Here is a 26205-nt window from a genome sequence, read left to right on the forward strand (position 1 = left end):
GCGTGCGTGAAGCCGTACCGGTAACGGAATCGTTTGGAAAACATGCGCGGAGGTGCTATTTGAAAAAGAATAATGGAAGTAAATTAAAAATTATACCGCTTGGCGGTCTGGAACAGATCGGTATGAACATCACCGTTTTCGAGTATGAGGACAGTATCATCGTCGTAGACTGCGGACTTGCATTCCCGGAAGACGACATGCTCGGTATCGACCTGGTCATCCCGGATGTAACATATCTGAAAGAAAACATCGACAAAGTCAAAGGCTTCGTCATCACCCACGGCCACGAGGACCATATCGGAGCCCTGCCTTACATCTTAAAAGAAGTGAATGTACCGGTCTACGCCACCAAACTGACGATTGGCCTGATCGAAAACAAATTAAAGGAGCACAACCTGCTCCGTACCACAAAACGGAAAATCATCAAACACGGACAGTCCATCAACCTGGGCGCATTCCGCATTGAGTTTATCAAAACAAACCACAGTATTGCAGATGCAGCAGCACTGGCAATCTACTCCCCGGCTGGCATCATCGTCCACACCGGAGACTTCAAAGTCGATTACACACCAGTCTTTGGTGATGTCATCGACCTGCAGAGATTCGCAGAGATCGGAAAGAAAGGCGTTCTGGCACTGATGTGCGACAGTACCAATGCAGAGCGGCCTGGCTTTACCATGTCCGAGCGGACCGTAGGAAAGACGATCGACGGCCTGTTTGCCGAGCATCAGAATTCCCGAATCATCATCGCAACCTTCGCATCGAACGTCGACCGTGTGCAGCAGATCATCAACTCTGCTTATAAATATGGCCGTAAAGTTGTCATCGAAGGCCGCAGTATGGTCAACATCATCTCCATCGCGCAGGAGCTGGGCTACATCAATATCCCGGAAAATACCCTGATCGATGTGGAACAGATGAAAAACTACACCGGCGAGCAGCTTGTCCTGATCACCACCGGAAGCCAGGGCGAGTCCATGGCAGCACTGTCCCGTATGGCGGCACATCTGCACAAAAAGATCTCGATCCTGCCGGGCGACACCGTGATCTTCAGTTCCCACCCGATCCCGGGAAATGAAAAAGCCGTTTCGAACGTCATCAACGAACTGTCTGCACAGGGTGCCAACGTCGTATTCCAGGACGTTCACGTATCCGGACATGCCTGCCAGGAGGAAATCAAGCTGATCTACTCCCTGGTAAAACCGAAATACGCGATCCCGGTACACGGCGAATACCGTCACTTAAAAGCACACGCAGAAGTAGCACAGAGCCTCGGCATCCCGAAAGAGAACATCTTCCTCATGTATTCCGGTGATGTCATGGAACTCGATGAGGACGGCGCAGCAGTAACTGGCAAAGTCCACACCGGAGCCATCATGGTCGACGGACTCGGCGTTGGTGATGTAGGAAATATCGTCCTGCGTGACCGCCAGCATCTGTCCGAGGACGGAATCATGGTCGTTGTACTGACTCTCGAAAAGAGAACGAACCAGCTTCTGGCCGGCCCGGACATCGTATCCCGCGGTTTCGTCTATGTACGCGAATCCGAGGATTTGATGGGCGAGGCAAGAGAAGTTGTAGAAGAGGCGCTGGATGGCTGCCTTTCCAAAAATATCTCCGACTGGGGCAAGATCAAATCCACGATCAAAGATGCCCTCGGCGATTATGTATGGAAGAAAACAAAGAGAAGACCGATGATCCTTCCGATCATCATGGAGGCATAAATACCATGTACAAAGTAACAGAATGTCTGGATGCGCTCATCGAAGAAATGAGGGAGAGCAGGGCATATCAGAATTACTTGTGGATGGAAGAGGAACTTGAAAAAGACCCGGACTTAAAAAGCCGGGTCGACGACTATCGAATCCGCAACTACCGACTGCAGCAGTCCGAAAACGTAGACCTTTACGATGCGGTAGATTCCCTGGAGCGGGATTCCTACGCACTCCGCAAAAGCGAGAAGGCAAACGCTTATCTTGAGGCGGAGCTTGAGGTCTGTAAGATGGTACAGAAGGTGCAGGACCGTATTTCAGAAGAAATCCGCATCGGCGTACCGGAAATCTAAAACCGAAAATCAAAAGGAGAGCGCCCATGTCCGAAAAGAAAAGGGATGCCGGATACCACGCAGCGCTGACAGGTGCGAAAGGAACCGTGCGCCTGCTCATTTACGTCTGCGTAATTCTTGTGATCATTCTAGCAGCGAAAACTTCATATCAGTTTGGACATGACGTGTTTGCTGAGGAGCCAGTCGCATCCAGAGGAAAAGGAAAGGAAGTCACCGTACAGGTGCGTTCCGGCATGGAGGCGAAAGAACTTGGCGAACTCCTGAAAGACAACGGACTGATCGACGAAAGCCTTCTGGTTTTCGAAGTCCAGTACCGCCTGTCCGGCTACTACGGCGGCATCAAGGACGGTTCCTACGTGCTGAACACCGCACAGACCGTCGATGAAATGCTGGAAATTCTGGCGGGCGTCAACACCGAAGGACAGCCGTCCGCGGAATAACGCACGTTTGCAAAACAAGAGGAATCTTACATGATAATAGACGAACGAATGGTAACCTACATCAATTCCCTGGACACCGGCCACACCCCGTTTCTGGAAAATCTGGAGCGGACGGCCAAACAGGACCGGGTGCCGATCATTCGCCGTGAAATGCAGAGCTTTTTAAAAGTATTCTTAAAGATGAAACAGCCAAAGAGAATCCTGGAGGTAGGAACTGCCGTAGGATTCTCTGCTGTTTTCATGGCACAGTACGGCGAACCGGACGCAGAGATTACCACAATAGAAAATTACGAAAAACGCATCCCGATCGCACGGGAGAACTTCGAAAAATCCGGCTTTGCCGACCACATTACCCTGATTCCGGGAGACGCTGCAGAAGTCTTAAAAACCCTGGACGGCCCGTACGATTTTATCTTTATGGATGCCGCAAAGGGACAGTACATCCATTTCCTGCCGGAGGTCTTACGCCTTCTCGACGAAAAAGGCGTGCTGATTACTGACAATGTGCTGCAGGATGGCGACGTCATCGAATCCCGCTTCGCCGTGGAACGCCGGAACCGCACGATCCACAAACGGATGCGGGAATACTTATTTGAACTGACACACAATGAAGGGCTGCTGACATCGGTCGTGCCGCTGGGAGATGGAATCGCGATTACGATGAAAAGCCATGAGAAGAGAGAGGAAACAACATGAGAAAACCGGAATTACTGGTTCCAGCCAGCAGTCTGGAAGTATTAAAAGTAGCAGTGATCTTCGGCGCAGATGCCGTATATATCGGCGGAGAAGTCTTCGGACTCCGCGCGAAGGCGAAGAACTTTTCGATGGAAGATATGAAAGAAGGCGTGGAGTTTGCGCATGAGCATGGCGTAAAGGTCTATGTCACCGCGAATATTCTGGCACATAACCAGGATCTTGAGGGCGTGTGCGCTTACTTTGCCGAATTAAAAGAGATCGGGCCGGATGCACTCATTATTTCGGATCCGGGAGTGTATCGGATTGCGATGGAAGTGTGCCCGGAGATTGAGCGGCATATCAGTACACAGGCGAATAATACGAACTATGGGACGTATCAGTTCTGGTATGAGCAGGGAGCGAAACGTGTCGTGACGGCAAGAGAACTGTCTCTGGCGGAGATCAAAGAGATTCGGGAGCATATTCCGGAGGAGATGGAGATCGAGACGTTTATTCATGGGGCGATGTGTATTTCGTACTCGGGTAGATGTCTGCTGTCCAATTATTTCACGGGAAGAGATGCGAACCAGGGGGCTTGTACACATCCGTGCCGGTGGAAGTATGCGGTCGTGGAAGAGTCCAGACCGGGGGAGTATCTGCCGGTGTATGAGAATGAGAGAGGGACGTATATCTTTAACTCGAAAGACCTTTGTATGATTGAGCATATCCCGGATTTGTTGGATGCGGGGATTGACAGTTATAAGATTGAAGGAAGAATGAAGACGGCGCTGTATGTGGCGACGGTGGCAAGGACGTATCGGAAGGCGATTGATGATTATCTGGAGAGCCCTAAGAAGTATGAGGAGAATATGGAATGGTATCGGGATCAGATCTCGAACTGTACGTACAGGCAGTTTACGACGGGATTTTTCTATGGGAAGCCGGATCATGAGAGCCAGATTTATGATAGTAATACGTATGTGAAGGAGTATACGTATCTGGGGATTGTTGGGGAGAAGAATGAAAAAAGCAGATATGCGATTGAGCAGAGGAATAAGTTTTCGGTTGGGGAAGAGATTGAAGTGATGAAACCGGATGGGGAGAATGTCTGCGTTACGGTGAAGGGGATCTGGGATGATGAAGGGAACCAGATGGAGAGTGCGCCGCATCCGAAGCAGAAATTGTGGATTGATCTTGGCGTGGAATTGGATAGGTTTGATATTTTGAGAAGGAAAGAAATGGAATAGGATAGGAAAATAAAAGGGGATTAGGAACGTGTCATTTTCGAAAGGCTGCTAATCCTTTTTTTGTGCGAATAGAGATTATGTAAAATAATGGTAATGATAAAAGAAACAAATAGGAAAAAGTTCGACATTCTGTGAAAAAAGTTGCTTCATAATGTTTACAAACTGGAGCAAATAAGCTAGAATGTACATGATATTATTGGACTAAGGCTAAATGCTGTTTTAATAGGCCATAAGTCACAAAAATATGTTAAGTATCATTACAAACGGAATGTATATAACTGGCAATGTCTACTCAACAAAATCAGTTGAGGTCTGATGGTCAATGGTGGAGTTGAATATACATACAAATATACGCTTTTTTGCATAAATATTTGCCGCATTTTACTGTGAAAATCATGCTTTGTGTAGTAGGGCGTTGATACTGATAACTGCATTTATCTGCGTGTCGTTGAGTAACGGTCGAAAACTACTAATATTCCGTTGTGTAGACATCATAAAAGATGACTAAATCATTGTACAGGTTGCGATAAGAATGATTGGGCTGTTTGTATGATTATTACAAAAATAATGGAATGGGAGAAACTGGCAAAACATGTGAAGAAAAGCGAGTTTACTCTACAGATCAACACTTTGATGTAGAGGGTGGAGAATGCGGCGAATAAATATGCGCCGGTGAAAAGCAGGGAAAAATGCAACTGATTTTATTGAGTAAACCTGTCTGGATGAAGATATGTAGAGAAAAAGTGGAGAAAAAAGCCGTGTGATGAACACACGGGAGAATGAGAGAGAAATACCATCCGATAAGGGTGTGTAGATAGATATAAAAAGGAGCAGAGGGGACAATATTGGTTGGAGAACATTATGAAAGATAAATTTGCGGTGTCCATGTTCGGACAAAAACGACTGTCCCGTGAGGGTGGGATAGAGATAGTTGTAAAGGAACTATGTACCAGAATGGCACGAGATGGATGTCAGGTTACCTGTTACAACAGGTCTGGCCACCATGTGAGCGGTGCAGAGTATGACAATAAAATTGAATACGATGGAATCCGACAGAAGTTTGTTCCGACCATTGAGAGAAAAGGCCTTGCAGCCGTGAGTTCCTCTTTCTTCGCAGCTTTGTATAGTGCTTTTGGAAAGTATGATGTGGTTCATATCCATGCAGAAGGTCCGGCTTTTTTCTCATGGCTGCCAAAGATGCTTGGAAAGAGAATCATAGTTACAATTCATGGTATAGACTGGCAACGCGAAAAATGGAAATCCGGCTTTGGTTCCAAGTTTATCCGACAGGGCGAAAAAAATGCTGTAAAGTATGCGGATGAAATCATTGTCCTGAGTAAAGGTGTTCAGGATTACTTCAAGGACACCTATGGCAGAGAGACACATTTCATTCCGAATGGTGTGAACAGACCAGAAATTCGAGAAGCTGGTTTAATAATAGAAAAATTTGGACTTATGAAAGATTCCTACATATTGTTCCTTGGCAGATTGGTGCCAGAAAAGGGTATTCGGTATCTGGTTGAGGCATTTAAGAACGTCAAAACAGATAAGAAATTGGTCATTGCTGGTGGATCTAGCGATACGGATTCCTTTATGAAAGAACTGAAAGAGCTGGCAAAAGGTGATGAGAGAATCATCTTTACTGGATTTGTGCAGGGACAGATGTTGGATGAGCTGTACAGTAACGCGTATATTTACACATTGCCTTCTGATTTGGAAGGAATGCCTTTGAGTCTGTTGGAAGCTATGAGTTATGGTAATTGCTGTCTGGTTTCTGATATTCCAGAGTGTGCCGAAGTCGTAGAAGATAAGGCGCTAATCTTCAAAAAATCGGATGTCGGTGATCTTAGAGATAAGCTGCAAGATGCTTGCAATCATCCTGAAAAAGTTATGGAGATAAAAAAACAGGCAGCTGATTTTATCTGTGAGAAATACAACTGGGATGCTGTTGTAGATGAAACGATGAAATTATATAGATAATGCTAAAAACTAAAATAGATTTGTTGGGTGGAAAAAATGAAGAACAATATTAATGGCCATAAAATAATAGTAGTTGGTGAAGAACATTATACTCCATTAGGTGTTATTCGGAGTTTAGGAGAAGAGGGAATTGCTCCAATTGCGTATATTAAGAAGAATAGTAGAACTAAAATTGCATCATGTAGTAGGTATATTTCTGAACTTCACATGGTTGATGATTATAATATTGCGGTTGATGAAATCGTAAATAAGTATGGAGACGAAAGCTTGAAACCAGTAATAATAGCTTGCGATGACATTGTGGTTAGGAGCTTTGATAAATTATATGACAGTATTAAGAGCAAATTCTATGTGAATAATGCAGGTGCATCTGGAAGAATTGCACATTATCAGGATAAAAATGTGTTATATGAACTAGCTCGGAAATGTGGACTTAATGTTGCTAAGTCATGGAAAGTTAATTGTGGAGAAATTCCTGTCGATATAACATATCCAGTTATCACGAAACCAATTGAGTCTTATGAAGGCTGGAAGCAAGATTATTATATTTGCTCAAATAAGGAAGAACTAAAAAAAGCATACAAAAAAATTAAAGGAAATACATTACTCCTTCAATCATATATAAAAAAGAAAACAGAGATGACATTGGAAGGCTTTTCGGCAGAGCAGGGAAAGAAGACACTTTTCGCAATAAAAGCTCGATATACCTATATACTTCCTGATTATTATAGCATGGCAATGGTGGTGAGTAATGCGACGGACGATAAACTCAAAAATACTCTTGAAAAGATGATTTCGGAAATAGGATATGAGGGAATTTTTGAGGTTGAATTTATGATTGACCAAAATGAAGAACTCTGGTTTTTGGAAATTAACTTTAGAAATTCGACTTGGAGTTATGCTTCTACGAAAGTAGGAATGAACTTGCCATATTTATGGTCGAAAGCAATGATTGGTGAGTTGGAATGGAAGAATATTGAAAAAAAAGTGCCGGATAATTATAAGGCTATAGCAGAAGTCCCTGATTTTGAGCAACGAGTACGTAGGTTTAAAATGATTGGTATTGGGAAGTGGATTAGAGAGATAAAGGCAGCAGATTGTTTATATTTCTATAATAAGGACGATATGAAGCCTTTTATATCAGTTTGGCTTTATAAAGGAAAAAGTATTTTTAGAAAAACAGTAAATAAAATCATTAGAAGGTAAAAAGAGTATATGAATAAAAAATGTTTAGCTATATGTGGTGCATGCATATCTTTTTATATAGGTGCAGGATTTGCAACAATGCAAGAAGTTGTACAGTATGAAGCGTCATATGGATCATTGTTTCCAATTGCGATAATATCAGCAGCACTTATATATATATATACAAATGTGTCTTTTGCTTCAAATGGAAGTCACCTTAAGTTAAAGCGAGGCGGAGACATATATGGTGTTTATTGTGGCGTGTTCGGAAAGAAAATTGGACAAGCAGCTTCTGTCTTTTTTGATTATTTTGCAGCACTGTTTTGCTATATGAGTTATGTAGTGATGTGTGGTGGAGCAAATTCGACGGCATCGCAACAATGGGGCCTACCAAATGGTGTGGGTGCTATTTTTTTAACGATATGTGTTATTCTTACCGTACTTTTAGGACTTGATGGTATTGTTAACGCATTAAGTAAGATGGGAATAGTTATAATAGTGATGATTCTTATTGTTTCTGTTGTGACGGCAATTACGGGAATCCCGGATGTTCAAATGAACATGGAAGCATTAGATAAGGGAATGTTTTTGGATAGCATTAAACAAGTGGGTAATGGAAATCCTCTATTGGCGGGAGCGTCGTATGGGGGATTTGTGATTCTATGGTTTGCAAGTTTTCTAACGGAAATTGGAGCGAAAAATGAAATAAAGCAGGTTAATGTAGGAGTGATTTTATCTAGTATATTTATATTTGTAACATCGGCAATATGTTGTTTGGCATTGATAGGACATATTGGGATGATAGCAGGAATGGATATTCCGGCATTGGTTTTAGCAACTCAGATTTCACCATGGTTTGCGCAGATTTTTGCTATTGTAATTTGTATAGGGATTTATACCTCAGCAGTTCCGCTTTTGTGGACAGGAGTTAGGAAAGTAGCCACTGAAAAAACTAAAAAGTATACGTTAATTACAATTTTTAGTGGAGTTGTCGGATGTGCAATTGCTTGTTTCGTTCCTTATCAAGGATTGATTAATATCCTGTATGGTATTAATGGCTATCTTGGATTTATCCTTATGATTTTCATGATTATATACGATCTTAAAACAAAAATAATACGAAGAGGCTATAGTGCATAATGAACGTCATAATAATTAATAAATTTTTACACCCAAATGGTGGATCAGAAACGTACATATTCAAGCTGGGAGAGGCATTGGGGCAGCATGGACACGAGGTTCAATACTTCGGTATGGATCATAAAGGTCGTTGCGTTGGCAACCGGGTTAATGCTTACACGAGTGACATGGACTTCCACGGTGGAAGCAAACTGAGTAAGCTGACCTATCCGATCAAGACGATTTACAGTAAGGAAGCACGGGTACAGCTGAGAAAAGTTCTGGATGACTTCCAGCCGGATGTCTGTCACCTGAACAACTTCAACTACCAGTTGACGCCTTCTATGATTCTGGAAATCGTGAAGTGGCGTAAGGAGACGGGGCATAAGTGTAAGATTGTCTTCACAGCGCACGATTACCAGCTGGTCTGTCCGAACCACATGCTGAACAATCCGAACACTCACCAGAACTGTGAGAAGTGCCTCGGCGGCCACTTTATGAACTGCATGAAAGGCAAGTGCATCCACGGTTCCACGGCTAAGTCTGCCATCGGCATGATGGAAGCAGAGTTCTGGAAGTGGAAGGGTACCTACAAGTACATTGACACAATGATCTGCTGCTCTGAGTTCATGAAGAGCAAGATGGACAGCAATCCGCTGTTTGCAAAGAAAACGGTGGCAATGCACAACTTCATCGACAAGGTGGAGTGGAAAGAAACACCGAAGAAGGATTACGTCCTCTACTTTGGTCGCTTCTCCGAGGAGAAGGGCATCGGCACACTCATCAAGGTCTGCAAGGAACTGCCGGATGTGCAGTTCATCTTCGCCGGCACTGGGCCACTGGAAGAAACGGTAAATGGTGTGAAGAACATCAAGAACGTGGGTTTCCAGAAGGGTGAGGAACTGGAGAAACTTATCCGTGAAGCACGGTTCTCCATCTACCCGTCTGAGTGGTACGAGAACTGTCCGTTCTCCGTGATGGAATCTCAGATGTACGGCACACCGGTGCTGGGAGCAGACATCGGTGGTATCCCGGAACTGATTCAGGTTGGTAAGACCGGTGAACTGTTTAAGAGCGGTAACGCCGAAGACCTGAAGAAGAAGGTTGAGAAACTCTGGGGTGATAAGAAGCTGTGCGAAGAATATAGCAAGAACTGCAAGGACATCAGCTTCGATACCATCGATGAGTATTACGAGAAAATTATGAAGGTGTATCAGTAAGACTGATATGTGAGGAGAAGACTTGTGGCTACAAAAGCGGATCGATACGAGGGAATAGACGGCTTGAAGGCGTATGCCATCATTGGCATTGCGTTGATGCACATCCTCGCAAACGGAGAATATGGGATAGGGGGATTTGTGTTTGAGCGGTTAATACCATCTTTCACAAACCTCGTTTTCCTTTTTATATGGTCAGTGGCTTTGGGATGTGCTGCGGCTATTACCAGAAAATTATTGACCAGAAGATCAGCGTGGAGGATTTCTACAAGAAGCGATACATTAAAATCTGGCCGTATTTTGTACTGCTCTGTGCGGTAGACTTTGTGATTTCGCCGAGTAAGGAATCTTTGTTTGAAGTTTTCGCAAACTACACCTTGTTCATCTATTTGGAAACGGTCTGCTGGCATATATCTTCACAGCGGTTGCAGTCATCTGCAGTTCAGTTGTGTTCTCGGTATGTGCCAAGTGGTTCTTAAATAAAACCCAAACATTCTTAAAAGAAAGAGTAAACAATAGGAGAGTTAATCATGTCTGAAGAAAAGAAGTTAAATGGTACGGTCATCGTCACTTATCGCTGCAACGCTCGTTGCTCCATGTGTAACCGTTATAAAGCACCTTCCAAGCCGGAGGAGGAAATCAGCATCGAAACCATCAAGAAGCTGCCGAAGATGTACTTCACCAACATCACTGGCGGTGAACCGTTCATCCGTACTGACCTGAAGGATATTGTGCGCGAACTGTACAAGAAGTCTGACCGTATCGTCATTTCCACGAACGGTTTCTTCACAGATCGTATCGTTGATCTGTGCAAAGAGTTTCCGCAGATTGGTATCCGTATTTCTATCGAAGGTCTGGAGCAGACCAACAACGAAATCCGTGGCCTACAGAACGGATACCAGCGCGGTTATGGCACGCTGAAGAAACTGCGTGAGATGGGTATGAAGGATGTTGGCTTTGGTATGACCGTTCAGGACAAGAATGCTCCTGATCTGGTCCCTCTGTACAAAATCTCTAACGAGATGGGTATGGAGTTTGCAACGGCTTCCCTGCACAACAGTTTCTACTTCGTTGAGGCAAAGAACATCATTCACGACCGTCCGATGGTTGCAAAGAACTTTGAGAATCTGGTCAATGAACTGCTCCGTAGCAACAGCCCGAAGAAATGGTTCCGTGCCTACTTCAACCATGGTCTGATTAACTACATCTATGGTCAGAAGCGTCTGTTGCCTTGCGACATGAGTTTTGATACCTTTTTCATCGACCCATATGGTGATGTTATGCCATGCAATGGTACCAAGGATAAGGAGGTCATGGGCAACCTGAATAATCAGACTTGGGATGAGCTGTGGAATAGCCCGGAAGCAGAAAAAGTTCGTGCAAAGGTTCGTTGCTGCGATCGTGATTGCTGGATGATCGGCTCTGTTAGCCCTGCTATGCATAAGTATATCTGGAAGCCTGCTACTTGGGTTTTGGTTCACAAGTTTAAGACCTTTTTCACCAAGCATCCATATAGCATGTATGAACTGAAAATTTGTCGTGACTATCGCGACGGTAAAGTTACCAAAGAGGAACTGGATAAGTGCAGCACCTGTGATATGAATTGCGTGATCAACAACGGTCTGAGTGAAGCATCCAAAGAGCAGCTGAAGCATAAGACCGGCGAGGAAATCGTGGATGCCGATATCGCACAGCAGATGGAGACGAAGTGATGAATTATCAAATAAGCGTTATTGTTCCTCTATATAATATTAAATGGAATTTATTTAAGTTTTGCTTGGACTCAATTCTTTCACAGTTAAATAATAATATTGAACTTTTAATAATAAATGATGGTTCAAAAGAAAGAGAATCGGTTGATTGCTGTAAAAAATATATTAAAAAATATGAAAATGTAAGACTAATTGATAGATTAGAAAATAGAGGCGTGAGTGAAACACGGAATGAAGGAATAGAGTATAGCTGTGGCAGATTTTTAATGTTTGTTGATGCAGATGATGTACTAGAATCAGGTGCAATACAGAAAATAGAAACTTTAATAAGGGCAGATGCAAGTATCGATACAGTATTCTTTGAATACAGTGTCTTAAAAGATGGAATAAAGCGTCACTGTTTTCGCCAAATAGAGGCAAAAGATTGCAGAAAATTCAATAAGAAAATGGCTGAGAGAATGGTGCTTGGGATTGACTTTAATAGCCCGTGTACGATTGTATATAGTAAGAGAATTATTGATGAAAATAATATACGATTTGATTCACAACTTGCACTAGGGGAAGATTTCAAATTTAATACTCAGTATTTGCATGAATTCTCAAATGGAGCTTATATAAAGGAAAGCCTTTATATTTATAGAATGCGTGAGGGAAGTGCTACAAATTCATTTTCCATAAAAAAAGTAAAGGATACTGGAACCAGTTATTTTATCGGAAAAGAATTAATACAGAAATTCTTTGAAGATGGTGATTCAAAAAAAATAAAAGAATCTTTTTATAATCTCTATTATAAGAGTTTGCTGTCTCACATTTTAAATGGAATTTTGAGTGGTGCAAGCAAAAAACAAATAGAGCAATGCTATTTATTCGATTGGGTCATAGATATGACAAGAACAAACGGTGTTAATGTTAAGCAACCATTGAAATTTATAATAAATAGAAGAAGTTACATGATATTTTGGACATTAAGCCAGATTAAATTGGCGAAACAAGTGGGTAAAAAAGTTAAGAAGGTAAACACAAATGAGTAAGCAAATATCTTCAGTTGAGTTAAAAAAACTTGAATTAGAGATTGCAAAAGAGGTTAAAAAAATATGTGATGAAAATAATATTGATTATTTCATTATTGGGGGAACTCTATTAGGTGCAGTGAGGCATAAAGGATTTATTCCATGGGATGATGATATGGACATTGGAATGACTTGGAACAATTATCAACGGTTTTTAAAATTGGCACCAGAAAAAATGGATGATCGCTTTTTTATCCAGACCTGTCAGACTGATTTAAATTATCATAACATTTTTGCAAAAGTTCGATTGCGAAATACCCACATGATTGAAAAAGTCACAGAGAACATTGAAATATGTGATGGAATTTTTGTGGATATTTTTCCGTATATTTCCATAAAGGAATCTTTATTGAAATCAAAGTGCTATATGTTCAGACTTCGGATTTTAGGCAAAATGTCATTATTAAAACATAACTATGATTTAAATGGAATTACGGAAAGCAGTCTGAGTCGTTTTTTAAATGATATAATGAAAATTTTACCATTTTCTTCAAAGACTGTGGACAAAAAATTATATAGTTTGTTGTCACAAGCTGATCAAGGGAAAGGAGAAGCTTATTATATAGAGTGTGATGGTATGTTTAGAGGTGATTTTGCTTTCTTAAAAACCTTTTTTGACAATCTGATTGAATTGCCTTTTGAAGATACTTCATTTAAAGCACCATTTAAATACGATGATTATCTAACGAAAGCGTATGGTAATTATATGGAATACCCTCCACAGAAAGAACGAGAAAAGGGACATTCCTTATCCGGAGTGATTATCGATAACGAACTACAGTCTTATTTTAAGGAGTGATAAATATGTTAAATTTTACAGTGGGTCCAGTAATGTCATCGGATGCTGTTCGCGCGATTGGAGCAGATCAGGTTCCATATTTTAGAACGGCTGAATTTTCTGATGTAATGCTAGAAAATGAAAAATTGATACGCAAGTTTGCTAAAGCAAGTGATGATTCAAGAGTTGTTTTCCTTACAGGATCTGGTACGGCTGCAATGGAAGCAGGTGTGATGAATTGTCTGAATAAAGAAGATAAAGCACTTGTAGTAAATGGCGGTAGCTTTGGTCATAGATTTGTTCAGCTTCTTGAGTTGCACGATGTTCCACATACTGAAATTGTCTTGGGGCATGGAAAAGCATTGAAAAAAGAAATGCTGGATCAGTATGAGGGAAAGGGATATACCGCATTTGTGGTAAATCTACATGAGACATCTACTGGTGTTCATTATGATATTGATATGATTAGCGATTTCTGCAAGAGAAATGGAATGTTTTTACTAGTAGATTCTATCAGTTCTTTTTTGGCAGATGAATTTAATATGGAAAAATTAGGTGTTGATGTGATGCTGACTGGTTCTCAAAAAGCATTAGCGTGTCCTCCGGGAGTGTCTGTCATTGTATTATCACCTAAGGCAATAGCTAGAATCGAAAATAACAATCCAAAATGCATGTACTTTGACCTTAAAGATGCGTTGAAAAATGGTGAGCGAGGACAAACACCGTTTACACCGGCAGTTGGAATTTTGCGTCAGATTAATGCTCGCTTAAAAGAAATTGATGCTGAAGGCGGAGTATCAGAAGAAAATAAAAAAATTGCAGAGCTTGCAGCAGATTTTAGAGAAAAAATTAAAGGTCTGCCGTTTGAAATTGTATCAGAAGCAATGTCAAATGCTGTAACCCCACTCCACCCAACCACGGCAAATGCATATGATATATTCTTAACATTGAAAGATGAATATGGAATCTGGGTGTGTCCTAATGGTGGAGATATGAAAGATACAATTTTCCGCGTTGGTCATATTGGTGCATTGACTAAGGAAGATAATACTACACTTGTGAATGCTTTCCGTGACTTGCAGAAAAGAAAAATAATATGATTAAACTGGATAATGAAAACAAATGAATGATTCGTTATTCTGCTCTTTATTATTAGAATGTCAGGTAAAAGATACTTAGAATTTAGTTTGCAAAAGTAATATTGGTAAATTAGTTAGGAGAAAATGATATGACCAAAGTCATAACATACGGAACATATGACCTATTACATTATGGTCATATCAGGTTGTTGGAAAGAGCAAAAGCTTTAGGAGATTACCTTATTGTCGGAGTGACAGCAGATGATTTTGATAAAACAAGAGGAAAAATAAATGTCCAACAATCCTTAATGGAAAGAATCGAGGCTGTTAGGGCAACTGGGTTAGCCGATAAAATTATTGTCGAGGAATACGAGGGACAAAAGATAGATGATATTCGAAGGTATGATGTGGATATTTTTACAGTGGGTTCTGATTGGGTAGGTAAATTTGACTATTTAAATGAATTTTGTAAAGTTGTATACCTAGATAGAACCGAAGGTGTTTCTAGCTCTGAAATACGAGAAAAAAAGCAACAAATAAAACTAGGATTAGTTGGAAATTCTTATTTTCTAAATAAAATTTATACAGAGGCTAGCTATGTCAACGGTATTTGTGTCAATGCAATATATACAGAGAATCTGGCGGTAATGGATGATGGATTAAAGAAATTAAATGTTAAATCTTATGAAGAAATATTAAGTAAATGTGATGCAGTCTATATTCGTTCTAAACCAGAGCTACACTATGAGCAAATTTTGCAGGCATTAAATTACAATAAACATGTTTTATGTGAAGCGCCAATCACACTAAGTAGAAAACAGACAGAAGAATTACTAGATATTGCTTTAAAGAAGAATGTAATTTTAATGACTGGAATTAAGACAGCATATGCGACAGCTTTTTCACGGTTATTATTGCTTATAAAAAGTGGTAAAATTGGTGATGTTGTATCGATTGACGCAGTATGCACAAGTCTTAATGAAAAAACAATTGAATGGTCCTGCTTTTGTGAGTGGGGACCTACAGCACTTTTGCCAATTTTTGAAATTTTGGGAACAAATACCAAAGATTATTGGTTTACTGCTAGAAAAAAATTAAATAAATATGATTTTATTAAAATGGATTTTCTTTTTAATGATGCTGTGTCATCTATAAGAATAGGAGATGGCGTAAAGTCGGAAGGAAGTCTAGTTGTAGCAGGCACTAAAGGATATGTGTATGTTCCAGCACCTTGGTGGAAAACAGATTATTATGAAGTCCGTTATGAGGATCAGTCGTTGAATAAACGTTATTTCTATGAGCTTGATGGAGAGGGAATAAGATATGAACTCGTTTCATTCGTCAAAGCGGTTGCGAATAAAAAAGCAGTAGAAATAATAAGTAAAGATATAACAATTAAAATATCGGAGATTATGGAAAAATTTGAAAATGAAAGCAACACTTCGATAATATGACATGAGGGGGTAGAAGAAAAACTATGATATATATTATAACTTTTATTTCTTCATGTGTTTTTTTGGGTTTATCTGAAAAAAGTCGGAGTCGATACATTAAAAAACTTCTAGTGTTCATTGCAATTTTATTGCCGTGTATATTAGCAGGTATGCGGGCTGATACAATTGGGACAGATGTTAAGGTCTATGTGGAGCCACTGTATAATGCTGCAAAACAATCGACCAGTTTTTCATCTTATATGAATCAGAGATGGTATGTAATATGGAGATATATGTATGTTAGTAAATTTGAAATAGGATTTACTACTTTGGTATATTTAATAGTAAAATTTGGTGGATCGCTAGGAACTGTTTTGTTTTTTATTCACGCTTTGATTGTAGCCCCCATATATTTTGGATTGAAAAGAATGGATAAGAAATATCCTATCTGGTTAGGTATGCTCGTTTTTTATTTGATGTTTTATAATACATCATTAAATATGATGAGACAATGGATAGCAATGGCTATTCTTTTTTGGGGATTATCTTATTTGCTTACCAATAAAAAGAAAAAGTACTTTATAGTGGTAATTGTGGCATGCCTGTTCCATACAAGTGCATTAATGGGATTTGCGATTTATTTCTTGTATGTGTATTCTCAAAGAAAAAGAGAATATGTAAAAATTGCTAATTTTAGATTAGATGGATCACTTGCTCCAGTCAAAGTCTTTATATATGGTGCTATTGTTCTGCTTTCACTAAATGTAATAGCTGTATTGTTGAGAACATTTGGATTAGCAAAATATGCTGGCTATATACAAGGAAATGGATCGATTTATCTTATGCCAAGCCAAATTATACTTCGTTTGCCCATAATTATTTTGCTAATAATCAGGTGGAAAAGAATGATGGCAGAGGATGAACTTACTCCATTTTATGGATCAATGCTTGTGTTAGATTTGTTGGCTTCACAATTGATTAGTATTAACGTGTATGCATTTAGAATTGCATCCTTTTTTTCTGAATACAATATGCTCTCATATTCGGCATTGGTTTATGCGGGAAATAGAAGATATCGAACAAATCGATATGTGACATTATTTTATGTGCTAGCATATATGGCTTATTATTGGGTATATTATTATGCTATAACTGGAACTCATGCAACTTTCCCATATTTGTTTGCCTAAAAGTGATGTGGAAAGGAAGTAATATATGGTTGGATTATTAACATTAGATTCGAGAATATATAATTATGGCGGATTTTTGCAGGAAATGGCATTGCAGGATGCTATTAAGGGTCTTGGTTATGAATGTGAGATTATTGATTATGAAGTTAGTCAAGAGTTTAATACATTCAGCTTGAAAAGAGGAATCAAGAATTTTTCTTTTGATAAGATAAAGAAAAAACTGACGAAAGAAAAAACGACTCCGCTGTCCAGTTCAGTTTCTGATTCGATTACAAAACGTAAAAGAGCGTTTGATAAATATAGAGCACATAATCTTGTGTTGTCAAAAAAACTGAGTTATAGCGATTTACATAGTGTTGATCTGCCCTATGAACAACTTGTTTGTGGAAGTGATCAAATTTGGAATCCAGATTATAATATTCCAGCTTTCTTTTTGAATTTTGGAAGAAAAGATTGCAGAAAAATTATCTATGCAGCAAGTATTGGAAAAGGTCAACTTTCTGGCCTTGAAAGGAAAACATATTCGAAACTATTAGAGTTTCCAGATTATATTTCGGTAAGAGAAGATTCAGCTCAGAAGCTTATTTCAAGCATAACAGAGAAAAATGTGGAATTGGTTTTGGATCCAACATTGCTACATCAACAAGAATATTGGATGAAAAAGGCTGATGATTCATCTTTGAATCATAGAAACTACATTTTTTGCTATTTTTTAAATCTGACTGACGAAAAAGTGAAATCCGCTAATGACTTTGCAAGAAAAAATAACTGTGAAATTATAGCAATACCTTATCTTCATAATGAGGTGGAAGAGTATACAGAAAAATTGGAGGGAAAAATTCTTTCAGAAGTGAATCCTGCTGACTTTCTTAATTTGATTCGCAATGCGGAAGCTATTATAACAGACTCTTTTCATGCAACAGTCTTTTCGATTATTTTCAAAAAAAATTTTTGGTGTTTTGGGCGTAATGTGGGAACTTATAACATGAATACACGCCTTCATACTTTGCTTGGCTATGTTGAAATGCAGGATAGGTTGATTGAGCCAAATGATTTGAAAAATAAAATGCATTGTACGCATGTGGATATTGATTTGCATAATTTAAAAATGAAACAGAATGAATCTATTGCATTTTTGAGTAATGCTCTTGAAATCTCATAAGTGTATATATGCTGGAGGTGGTAAAAAAAGTGTATATAAATCAAAGAAAAGCAGGGGTTATTCTTTCCTATGCAGGACAGTTGGCAAAAATCCTTATCAGCATAATCTACACTCCAATTATGCTTCGACTCCTGGGGCAGAGCGAATATGGACTTTATCAGTTGGTCTATTCTGTCGTTTCCTATTTAAGCTTATTGAGTTTGGGCTTTAGTAGCTCCTACATGAGATTCTATTCTCGCTATAAAGCACAGAAAGATGAAAATGGCGTGGCACGGTTAAATGGAATGTTTCTATTGATATTTGCGTCGCTTTCGGTTGTATGTATTTTATGTGGCTGTGTGATGTTGGGGAATATCAGGGCAATTTTTGGTAGCGGTTTGACAGATTCTGAATATGCTACTGCGAAAGTTTTAATGGCTCTGCTTGTTGTTAATCTTGCATTGACATTTCCTAATAGCGTATTTACATGTGCAATTACAGCACATGAGAGATTCTTATTTCAGAAATTTCTGATTTTGCTTCAGAATATATGTAATCCATTACTGGCATTACCACTACTTATTATGGGATACGGATCCATAGGAATGGTTTCGGTAACAACATTTTTGACACTGTTCGTATTGGTTATGAACATATACTATTCTTTCCATAATCTTCATATTAGATTCTGCTTTAGAGAATTTCAAGTTAGTTTACTCAAAGAAATGTGGGTGTTCACATTTTTTATCTTTATAAATCAAATTATTGATCAGATAAATTGGAGTGTAGATAAATTCCTATTAGGTAGATTCGCTGGTACAACAGCAGTAGCAGTTTACGGAGTCGGTGGACAGATTAATTCCATGTACATTGAGTTCTCATCATCTGTTTCAAATGTTTTTGTCCCAAAGGTAAATCGTATTGTTGCAGAATCTGGGGATGATAGAGAACTGACAAAACTCTTTACAAAGGTTGGACGTATTCAATTCATAATACTTGGTCTGATATTGTCGGGTTTTACCTTCTTTGGTATTCCTTTTGTGAAAATCTGGGCCGGGTCAGAATATAGTGCTTCATATGCAGTGGCTTTGTTGCTTATTATTCCAGTTACAGTTCCTTTAATACAGAATCTTGGAATTGAAATCCAGCGTGCTAAGAATATGCATAAAGCAAGAGCAGTTGTCTATTTGGCAATTGCAATTGCCAATGTATTTGTTAGTATTCCGCTGATAAAACTTATGGGCCCAGCAGGTGCCGCACTTGGTACGGCAATTTCCCTTATAGCTGGTAATATCATATTTATGAACTGGTATTACCACGCTCGTATTGGAATGAATATGTTTTATTTCTGGAAAGAGATTGCAAAGTTCATCCCGGCATTGATTGCACCTTGTGCGGTCGGATTTGTCATTATGAAATTTGCCACTATTACGGGACTCGTTAAATTGGGAGTATTTGCAATTATCTATACAGCTGTATATGCTTTCTCGATGTTCTTCTTAGGAATGAATGCGGAAGAAAAACAGCTGGTTATTGGACCAATTAGAAAAATCTTAAGGAAATAATGAGATGAATGAAAAGAGAGAATATTGGCAAAGCATCCGGGGAATCTGTATATTGGCGGTTATATTGATTCATTCCTTAGGTGGATTTAATTATTCTACTGGATATGGTACAGAGTTCGTTGTTCTTCGCCAGATCATCAATTTTGCAGTTGCTACATTTGTTTTTATGGCCGGTTATTTTGTGAATGTCGATGCCTTGTCTGATAAAGAATTCAGTTATAAACACTGGATAATTTATCGGGGGGGGGGGCGACTGTGTATCCCATTTATGATTTGGTCGCTACTGTATAGTGGACTTGAGCTACTAAAAATCGTACACAGTGGCAATGAGATTCATTGGTTTGGATTTGTTTACCGATTTATTGTTGGAAAGTCAGCAACTCCATTTTACTATATTGTTGTTTTGGTGCAACTTACGGTGATTACACCTTGGCTAGTCAAAACTGTAAAACAAAATGGAGTTATCAGTAGAATTCTATGGTTAGTAACGCCGCTTTACTTAATGTATTTGTACGCTTGGAATTATATAGTTGGTATCTCACCGCGTCTATATGAAACATTATTCCCAGCATGGTTTGGCTTTTATTATTTAGGAATTCATGTGCGCTGTGGATGGAAATTGAAATGCAATGGATATGCGGCTGCAGGTGCGCTCGCATTAAGTTGCGTTGAAGCGGTTGGATTGAGAGCAGTAGGATTTGATATTGGATTCTATACGAGTCAGATAACAGTTGGTTCATTTCTTTATGCTGTTACCATAATTGGCTGGCTTCTAAAGAAAAATGAAAATAATCGTAGTGGCTGTCGCTTGCTATCAAAGATAGGAGATTGCTCATATGGAATTTTCTATATTCACATGGCAGTGCTGATGATTGTTGGTAGAATTATGTAATGTGAAAACTGGTATGCTTATTGGGCATTGCGATTTGTACTGACATCATTCATTAGTTACATCGTAGTTCATCTTGCTCAGATGACATTGAAGAACCATAAAAAATTGTTGCGGTATATTGGATTTGTATAAAAGGTACTGGAAGAGGAGGATATACTAGTGAAGCTAGAAAAAGTATATGCTTGTTATAGTAAAGATAAAGATGTGAGATTGAGCAGTTCTTCTGGAGCGGTATTTTCTTCTCTGGCAGAGTATGTGCTTAATAAGAATGGTATTATTTATGGTGTCGCGATGTCTGAAGACTGCTATTCGGCAGAATTTATTGCAGTTACGGATCGAAGTGAACTAATAAAACTCCGTGGATCAAAATACCTGCAAGCAAAAGTTGGGGATACATTTAAGAAAGTTAAGGTAGAATTGCAAGCAGGAAAACTTGTGTTATTTACAGGAACAGGTTGCCAAGTAAACGGGTTAAAGAAGTTTTTGGGAAAAGATTATGAAAACTTAATCTGCATGGATGTGATTTGTCACGGAGCACCATCACCTGCATTGTGGAGAGAATACGCACAATATCAAGAAAAAAAGTCTGGTGGAAAGCTGAAAGGAATTAACTTTCGCTGCAAGGATGAAAGTTGGACTGATTTTGGCATGAAGGAAGTTTTGGAAAATATTCCAGAAGATTCCGTAAAAAAGTTTTATATATCTAAAGATAAAGACCCATATATGCAAATGTTTCTGAGAGATTACTGCCTACGTCCTTCTTGCTATGAGTGTGTGGCTAAAAAAGAGAAAATGTCTGATTTAACAGTTGCGGACTTCTGGGGAATTAAAGAAGCTGCCCCGGAAATGAATGATGGGTTAGGAACTTCTCTCGTATTGATTCGAACCCAAAAAGGAAAAGAAATATTTAACTACATCAGTTGCAAAATGAAATTAAAAGAGGTGACATATGAAGCTGGTGTAAAAGGAAATCCTGCTGAATACAAGTCATGTGCAAGGCCGTCACAAAGAGATACTTTTTTTGATGATATGCACACAATGAGTTTCGAAGAGCTGGAAGGAAAGTATGCTGCTCCGATAAAATATTCCTTGAAAACAAGAGTAAAAAGGAAAGTAAAGAAAATAATTAAAAATATGCTTCAAGTAATCGGGGGGGGGAAGAGCAGAGAGTAATATAGAATATGGATTACTCTTTGTACTTCGTGTTTGATTGTAAGGAGAATAAAAAATGTCTAAATACTTTGGAACAGACGGCTTCCGTGGAGAAGCCGGAATTACATTAACAGCGGATCACGCCTATAAGGTTGGTCGCTTCTTAGGATGGTATTATAATGCTCTCCGTGAGCGCAACGGTGATACCGACTCTGCTCGTATTGTTATTGGTAAGGATACCCGCCGTAGCTCGTACATGTTCGAGTACAGCCTTGTGGCTGGTCTGACCGCTTCTGGAGCAGATGCCTATTTGCTCCATGTTACCACTACTCCATCTGTGGCATACATCGCTCGCGTGGATGACTTTGATTGCGGCATTATGATCTCCGCCAGTCACAATCCATACTACGACAATGGCATCAAGCTAATCGACTGCTACGGCGAGAAAATGCCTGAGGAAACTCTGCTGCTGGTGGAGGACTATATTGACGGCAAACTCCATGTCTTTGATAAGGACTGGCCAGAGCTGCCCTTTGCTCATCGTGAGCACATCGGCTGCACTGTGGACTATGTGGCAGGTCGCAACCGCTACATGGGCTACCTGATCTCGCTAGGCATCTACTCCTTTAAGGGTGTCAAGGTCGGTTTGGATTGCGCCAATGGTAGCTCCTGGAATATCGCAAAGTCCGTGTTCGATGCGCTTGGCGCAGATACCTATGTCATCAATAATAATCCGAATGGTCTGAACATCAATAACAATGCAGGTTCAACCCATATCGAGGGCCTTCAGAAGTTTGTTGTGGAGAAGGGCTTGGATGTTGGTTTTGCTTACGATGGTGATGCCGACCGTTGCCTGTGCGTGGACGAAAAGGGCAATGTTATCACTGGCGACCATATCCTTTACATTTACGGTTGCTACATGAAGGAACGTGGTAAGCTGTTAAATAATACTGTTGTCACCACAGTTATGTCCAACTTTGGTCTCTACAAGGCTTTCGATGAGCAAGGTATCGGTTACGCTAAGACCGCTGTCGGCGATAAGTATGTTTATGAGTATATGGCCAAGAATGGCTGCCGTATCGGCGGTGAGCAAAGCGGCCATATCATCTTCTCCAAGTATGCGAGCACTGGTGATGGTATTCTGACCAGCCTGAAAATGATGGAAGTCATGCTGGCTAAGAAGAAGCTGATGAGTGAGCTGGCAGCACCGCTGAAGATTTATCCGCAGGTGTTGGAAAATGTCCGTGTGACCGATAAGAAGGCTGCACAGAATGATCCTGTTGTTCAGGAAGCTGTGTCTAAGGTTGCTGAAGCACTGGGCGATACTGGTCGTATTCTGGTGCGTGAGTCTGGCACTGAGCCTGTGGTGCGTGTCATGGTGGAAGCACCAGATCATGATACTTGCCAGAAGTATGTTGACGAAGTGGTTAATGTGATCTGCGAAAAGGGATATAAGGCGTAAAGTCAATGACGACTCTGGCAATTACCCGGAGTCGTTTGGCATAAGAGGGAAAGTATAATAGACGAGAGAAGTAAATATCGGGAGGGATAAACCTATGTGTGGAATCGTTGGTTTTACAGGAAACCGACAGGCAGCACCGATCCTGCTGGATGGTCTGTCGAAACTGGAATATAGAGGATATGATTCGGCCGGATTGGCTGTCCGTGATGGAGAGAATCTGGCACAAGTCGTGAAAGCAAAGGGTCGTCTGTCCAATTTGATCGAAAAGACAGATGGCGGTAAGGCATTGAAAGGAACCTGTGGTATCGGACATACCCGCTGGGCTACCCACGGTGAGCCGAGCCAGACAAATGCACATCCGCATGTATCTGGTAATTGCACCAGATCTGGTTCCGGCCCGGTCGAATCCGAGGTCGTTGGTGTACATAACGGTATTATTGAGAACTATACCGAACTGAAGGAAAAGCTGCTGAAGCACGGTTACACTTTCTACAGCCAGACCGATACGGAAGTAGTTGTTAAACTGGTTGATTACTATTATAAGAAGTATAACCTTGGCCCCATCGATGCTATTGCGAAGACAATGGTTCGTGTCCGTGGTTCCTATGCTTTGGAGCTGATGTTCCGTGACTATCCGGGCGAGATCTGGGTAGCGCGTAAGGACAGCCCGATGATCATCGGTATTGCGGCTGGTGAAACTTATGTGGCTTCGGATGTTCCGGCAATCCTGAAATACACTCGCAATGTGTATTATATTGGAAACCTTGAGTTTGCAAAACTTGTTCCGGGTGAGGCTCATTTCTATGACCTAAATGGTGATGAAATCGAAAAGCAGACCACCGAGATCAAGTGGGATGCAGAAGCGGCTGAAAAGGGCGGCTTTGAACATTTCATGATGAAAGAGATCCATGAGCAGCCGAAAGCTGTCCAGGATACTCTTAATTCCGTAATCAAGAACGGAGTTATCGATCTGTCCAGCGTGGAGATTACCGAAGATGAGATTAAGAATTTCGAGCAGATTTATATTGTTGCTTGTGGTTCTGCATGGCATGTGGGCATGGCTGTTCAGTATGTGCTGGAAGATATGGCAGACATCCCGGTGCGTGTGGAACTTGCATCTGAGTTCCGCTACCGTAAGATGCCGCTCAATCAGAAAGCACTGGTGATCGTTGTTAGCCAGTCTGGTGAGACAGCGGATACACTGGCAGCATTGCGTCTTGCAAAAGAAAAGGGCATCACCACAATGGCAATCGTTAATGTGGTGGGCAGCAGCATCGCGCGTGAAGCTGATAAAGTGTTCTACACACTTGCTGGACCGGAAATCTCTGTTGCTACGACAAAGGCATACAGTGCACAGCTTGCCGCTATGTACTGCCTGGCAGTGCAGTTTGCGAAGGTCAGAGGCAAAATCACGGATGAGCAGTACAGCTATTATATTTCTGAACTGCAGACTATTCCGGAGAAGATACAGAAGATTCTGGAAGACAAAGAGCGTATCCAGTGGTTTGCGGCAAAGTACGCCAACGCTCATGATGTGTTCTTTGTTGGTCGTGGTATCGACTATGCAGTCAGCCTGGAAGGCAGCTTGAAGCTGAAAGAAATCAGCTATATCCACTCCGAGGCATACGCAGCAGGTGAGCTGAAGCACGGCACTATCAGCCTGATTGAGCAGGGAACACTGGTCATCGGTGTGCTAACTCAGAGTGAACTGTATGAGAAGACTGTAAGCAATATGCTGGAGTGCAAGAGCCGTGGGGCTTATCTGATGGGACTGACTACTTATGGCAAGTACGAGATTGAAGATCAAGTGAACTTCACAGTCTATGTCCCGAAGGTAGACGAGCATTTCATTGGCAGTCTGGCCGTGATTCCGCTGCAGTTGCTGGGATACTATGTATCTGTGGCAAAGGGCCTCGATGTGGATAAGCCGAGAAACCTTGCAAAGAGTGTGACGGTGGAGTGATTGGATATGGAAAGAGAAATACCAGTACTATATAAAAGAAAAGAAGATTGTTGCGGATGCACAGCCTGTTATGCTATCTGTCCGAAAGAAGCTATATCTATGGTGGAAGACGAAGAAGGCTTTGAATATCCACAGATAGATGAAAGTAAATGTGTTCGTTGCTATCAGTGCATTAAGGTATGCCCAATTAAAGCAGCACGAGCACAGTAAGGAGAGATTATGAACACAACATTACTTATCATGGCGGCCGGAATCGGCAGCCGATTTGGAACAGGAATAAAATAGTTGAAGCCGGTCGATGATGCTAACCATATCATCATGGACTACTCAATTCACGATGCGATTGAGGCTGGTTTCAAGCATGTGGTATTTATTATCCGTAAGGATATCGGGAAGGAGTTCAAAGAGGCCATCGGTGATCGTATTGCCGCTATTTGCTCTTCTCATAATGTAACTGTTGACTATGCTTTCCAAGATATTAACGATATTCCAGGAGAACTTCCGGCAGGCCGGACAAAGCCGTGGGGAACCGGTCAGGCTGTGCTTGCTGCGAAAAATGTGATTGAGACTCCGTTCATTGTGATCAATGCAGATGATTACTATGGCAAGGAAGGTTTCAAGGTAAGCGCCAAATAATAATGCGGTTAGATACAAGATTACTCCAGCCCTTTACGAGTTGGAGTAATTCACTATAATTCACATGCGATTTTTGCTAGATTGGAGTTTTTCACTCCAAGGTGCCAGTTCCGCCAGCTGTTCATCGGTCATATTTTTACTCGGTCGGTTCTCCAGCAGAAATTTAAGATATCCGTAGATGTTCAGCCCATGTGCTTTGGCCAT

Annotated in this window: 23 protein-coding genes and 1 pseudogene; 23 read left to right on the top strand and 1 reads right to left on the bottom strand. The window is 40.7% G+C overall.

Annotation, left to right across the window (positions count from 1 at the left end; genetic code table 11):
* Nucleotides 1–59 precede the first annotated feature (59 nt).
* The 23 genes and pseudogenes from I2G42_RS12400 to I2G42_RS12510 form a co-directional block, all read left to right on the top strand.
* Nucleotides 60–1724: a ribonuclease J gene (locus I2G42_RS12400; protein ID WP_055218756.1), complete on the top strand. Its 1665-nt coding sequence runs from the start codon at nt 60–62 to the stop codon at nt 1722–1724.
* A 5-nt stretch (nt 1725–1729) separates the two neighbouring features.
* A complete protein-coding gene (locus tag I2G42_RS12405; RefSeq protein WP_195531107.1) occupies nt 1730–2065 on the top strand; it encodes a YlbF/YmcA family competence regulator in 336 nt (111 codons plus the stop codon).
* Between the two features lie 26 nt (nt 2066–2091).
* The gene (locus I2G42_RS12410) at nt 2092–2505 is read left to right on the top strand and encodes a hypothetical protein (RefSeq protein ID WP_055228329.1); all 414 of its coding nucleotides are present in this window, start codon (nt 2092–2094) and stop codon (nt 2503–2505) included.
* 30 nt (nt 2506–2535) lie between these two features.
* Nucleotides 2536–3201: an O-methyltransferase gene (locus I2G42_RS12415; protein WP_195531108.1), complete on the top strand. Its 666-nt coding sequence runs from the start codon at nt 2536–2538 to the stop codon at nt 3199–3201.
* Complete coding sequence (locus tag I2G42_RS12420; protein WP_195531109.1) at nt 3198–4427, top strand: peptidase U32 family protein; 1230 nt, start codon at nt 3198–3200, stop codon at nt 4425–4427. Before I2G42_RS12415 ends, I2G42_RS12420 begins: the two co-directional genes overlap by 4 nt.
* 861 nt (nt 4428–5288) lie before the next feature.
* Nucleotides 5289–6407, top strand: coding sequence for a glycosyltransferase family 4 protein (locus I2G42_RS12425; protein ID WP_055265046.1), 1119 nt, complete (start codon nt 5289–5291; stop codon nt 6405–6407).
* Between the two features lie 36 nt (nt 6408–6443).
* Nucleotides 6444–7613: an ATP-grasp domain-containing protein gene (locus I2G42_RS12430; RefSeq protein WP_055265044.1), complete on the top strand. Its 1170-nt coding sequence runs from the start codon at nt 6444–6446 to the stop codon at nt 7611–7613.
* A 9-nt stretch (nt 7614–7622) separates the two neighbouring features.
* Entirely contained in the window at nt 7623–8732 is a 1110-nt protein-coding gene (locus tag I2G42_RS12435) for a YkvI family membrane protein (protein WP_055265042.1), read from the top strand.
* Entirely contained in the window at nt 8732–9931 is a 1200-nt protein-coding gene (locus I2G42_RS12440) for a glycosyltransferase (RefSeq protein WP_055265040.1), read from the top strand. The genes I2G42_RS12435 and I2G42_RS12440 overlap by 1 nt, the downstream gene beginning before the upstream one ends.
* A 527-nt stretch (nt 9932–10458) precedes the next feature.
* On the top strand, nt 10459–11640 hold the full coding sequence (locus tag I2G42_RS12445; protein ID WP_195531110.1) for a radical SAM protein: 1182 nt from the start codon (nt 10459–10461) through the stop codon (nt 11638–11640).
* Entirely contained in the window at nt 11640–12671 is a 1032-nt protein-coding gene (locus I2G42_RS12450) for a glycosyltransferase family 2 protein (protein ID WP_055265034.1), read from the top strand. The genes I2G42_RS12445 and I2G42_RS12450 overlap by 1 nt, the downstream gene beginning before the upstream one ends.
* Nucleotides 12664–13509, top strand: a complete 846-nt coding sequence (locus I2G42_RS12455) for a LicD family protein (RefSeq protein ID WP_055265032.1) — start codon at nt 12664–12666, stop codon at nt 13507–13509. Before I2G42_RS12450 ends, I2G42_RS12455 begins: the two co-directional genes overlap by 8 nt.
* Nucleotides 13510–13514: 5 nt before the next feature.
* Entirely contained in the window at nt 13515–14588 is a 1074-nt protein-coding gene (locus tag I2G42_RS12460; protein ID WP_055265030.1) for a pyridoxal-phosphate-dependent aminotransferase family protein, read from the top strand.
* Nucleotides 14589–14716: 128 nt separating this feature from the next.
* A complete protein-coding gene (locus I2G42_RS12465) occupies nt 14717–16021 on the top strand; it encodes an adenylyltransferase/cytidyltransferase family protein (protein ID WP_055265028.1) in 1305 nt (434 codons plus the stop codon).
* A gap of 23 nt (nt 16022–16044) precedes the next feature.
* Nucleotides 16045–17190, top strand: a complete 1146-nt coding sequence (locus tag I2G42_RS12470; RefSeq protein ID WP_055265026.1) for an EpsG family protein — start codon at nt 16045–16047, stop codon at nt 17188–17190.
* A gap of 25 nt (nt 17191–17215) precedes the next feature.
* The gene (locus tag I2G42_RS12475) at nt 17216–18352 is read left to right on the top strand and encodes a polysaccharide pyruvyl transferase family protein (protein WP_055265024.1); all 1137 of its coding nucleotides are present in this window, start codon (nt 17216–17218) and stop codon (nt 18350–18352) included.
* 29 nt (nt 18353–18381) lie between these two features.
* Nucleotides 18382–19896: a lipopolysaccharide biosynthesis protein gene (locus tag I2G42_RS12480; protein ID WP_070103668.1), complete on the top strand. Its 1515-nt coding sequence runs from the start codon at nt 18382–18384 to the stop codon at nt 19894–19896.
* Nucleotides 19897–19900: 4 nt separating this feature from the next.
* Nucleotides 19901–20788 (top strand): acyltransferase, encoded by an 888-nt coding sequence (locus tag I2G42_RS12485; RefSeq protein WP_195531111.1) that lies wholly within the window; start codon nt 19901–19903, stop codon nt 20786–20788.
* A 159-nt stretch (nt 20789–20947) separates the two neighbouring features.
* Nucleotides 20948–21961, top strand: a complete 1014-nt coding sequence (locus I2G42_RS12490) for a Coenzyme F420 hydrogenase/dehydrogenase, beta subunit C-terminal domain (protein ID WP_330611339.1) — start codon at nt 20948–20950, stop codon at nt 21959–21961.
* A 55-nt stretch (nt 21962–22016) separates the two neighbouring features.
* A complete protein-coding gene (glmM, locus tag I2G42_RS12495) occupies nt 22017–23402 on the top strand; it encodes a phosphoglucosamine mutase (protein ID WP_195531112.1) in 1386 nt (461 codons plus the stop codon).
* Between the two features lie 94 nt (nt 23403–23496).
* Nucleotides 23497–25365: a glutamine--fructose-6-phosphate transaminase (isomerizing) gene (gene glmS, locus I2G42_RS12500; protein WP_195531113.1), complete on the top strand. Its 1869-nt coding sequence runs from the start codon at nt 23497–23499 to the stop codon at nt 25363–25365.
* A 6-nt stretch (nt 25366–25371) separates the two neighbouring features.
* Nucleotides 25372–25575, top strand: coding sequence for a 4Fe-4S binding protein (locus I2G42_RS12505; RefSeq protein ID WP_082426130.1), 204 nt, complete (start codon nt 25372–25374; stop codon nt 25573–25575).
* A gap of 9 nt (nt 25576–25584) precedes the next feature.
* Nucleotides 25585–25986 (top strand): annotated as a pseudogene (locus tag I2G42_RS12510) (sugar phosphate nucleotidyltransferase); the annotation flags it as partial.
* A 75-nt stretch (nt 25987–26061) separates the two neighbouring features.
* On the opposite strand, the gene I2G42_RS17035 reads toward I2G42_RS12510, so the two are convergent.
* Complete coding sequence (locus I2G42_RS17035; RefSeq protein WP_195531114.1) at nt 26062–26205, bottom strand: transposase domain-containing protein; 144 nt, start codon at nt 26203–26205, stop codon at nt 26062–26064.

Source organism: Fusicatenibacter saccharivorans (assembly GCF_015557635.1).
GTDB classification, from domain to species: domain Bacteria; phylum Bacillota; class Clostridia; order Lachnospirales; family Lachnospiraceae; genus Fusicatenibacter; species Fusicatenibacter saccharivorans.

Coding starts and splice junctions, on each gene's coding strand:
- I2G42_RS12420 (WP_195531109.1), top strand. CDS start 3,198: ATGAGAAAACCGGAATTACTGGTTCCAGCCAGCAGTCTGGAAGTATTA.
- I2G42_RS12435 (WP_055265042.1), top strand. CDS start 7,623: ATGAATAAAAAATGTTTAGCTATATGTGGTGCATGCATATCTTTTTAT.
- I2G42_RS12430 (WP_055265044.1), top strand. CDS start 6,444: ATGAAGAACAATATTAATGGCCATAAAATAATAGTAGTTGGTGAAGAA.
- I2G42_RS12455 (WP_055265032.1), top strand. CDS start 12,664: ATGAGTAAGCAAATATCTTCAGTTGAGTTAAAAAAACTTGAATTAGAG.
- I2G42_RS17035 (WP_195531114.1), bottom strand. CDS start 26,205: ATGGCCAAAGCACATGGGCTGAACATCTACGGATATCTTAAATTTCTG.
- I2G42_RS12415 (WP_195531108.1), top strand. CDS start 2,536: ATGATAATAGACGAACGAATGGTAACCTACATCAATTCCCTGGACACC.
- I2G42_RS12465 (WP_055265028.1), top strand. CDS start 14,717: ATGACCAAAGTCATAACATACGGAACATATGACCTATTACATTATGGT.
- I2G42_RS12410 (WP_055228329.1), top strand. CDS start 2,092: ATGTCCGAAAAGAAAAGGGATGCCGGATACCACGCAGCGCTGACAGGT.
- glmS (WP_195531113.1), top strand. CDS start 23,497: ATGTGTGGAATCGTTGGTTTTACAGGAAACCGACAGGCAGCACCGATC.
- I2G42_RS12475 (WP_055265024.1), top strand. CDS start 17,216: ATGGTTGGATTATTAACATTAGATTCGAGAATATATAATTATGGCGGA.
- I2G42_RS12445 (WP_195531110.1), top strand. CDS start 10,459: ATGTCTGAAGAAAAGAAGTTAAATGGTACGGTCATCGTCACTTATCGC.
- glmM (WP_195531112.1), top strand. CDS start 22,017: ATGTCTAAATACTTTGGAACAGACGGCTTCCGTGGAGAAGCCGGAATT.
- I2G42_RS12505 (WP_082426130.1), top strand. CDS start 25,372: ATGGAAAGAGAAATACCAGTACTATATAAAAGAAAAGAAGATTGTTGC.
- I2G42_RS12485 (WP_195531111.1), top strand. CDS start 19,901: ATGAATGAAAAGAGAGAATATTGGCAAAGCATCCGGGGAATCTGTATA.
- I2G42_RS12440 (WP_055265040.1), top strand. CDS start 8,732: ATGAACGTCATAATAATTAATAAATTTTTACACCCAAATGGTGGATCA.
- I2G42_RS12460 (WP_055265030.1), top strand. CDS start 13,515: ATGTTAAATTTTACAGTGGGTCCAGTAATGTCATCGGATGCTGTTCGC.
- I2G42_RS12470 (WP_055265026.1), top strand. CDS start 16,045: ATGATATATATTATAACTTTTATTTCTTCATGTGTTTTTTTGGGTTTA.
- I2G42_RS12405 (WP_195531107.1), top strand. CDS start 1,730: ATGTACAAAGTAACAGAATGTCTGGATGCGCTCATCGAAGAAATGAGG.
- I2G42_RS12450 (WP_055265034.1), top strand. CDS start 11,640: ATGAATTATCAAATAAGCGTTATTGTTCCTCTATATAATATTAAATGG.
- I2G42_RS12425 (WP_055265046.1), top strand. CDS start 5,289: ATGAAAGATAAATTTGCGGTGTCCATGTTCGGACAAAAACGACTGTCC.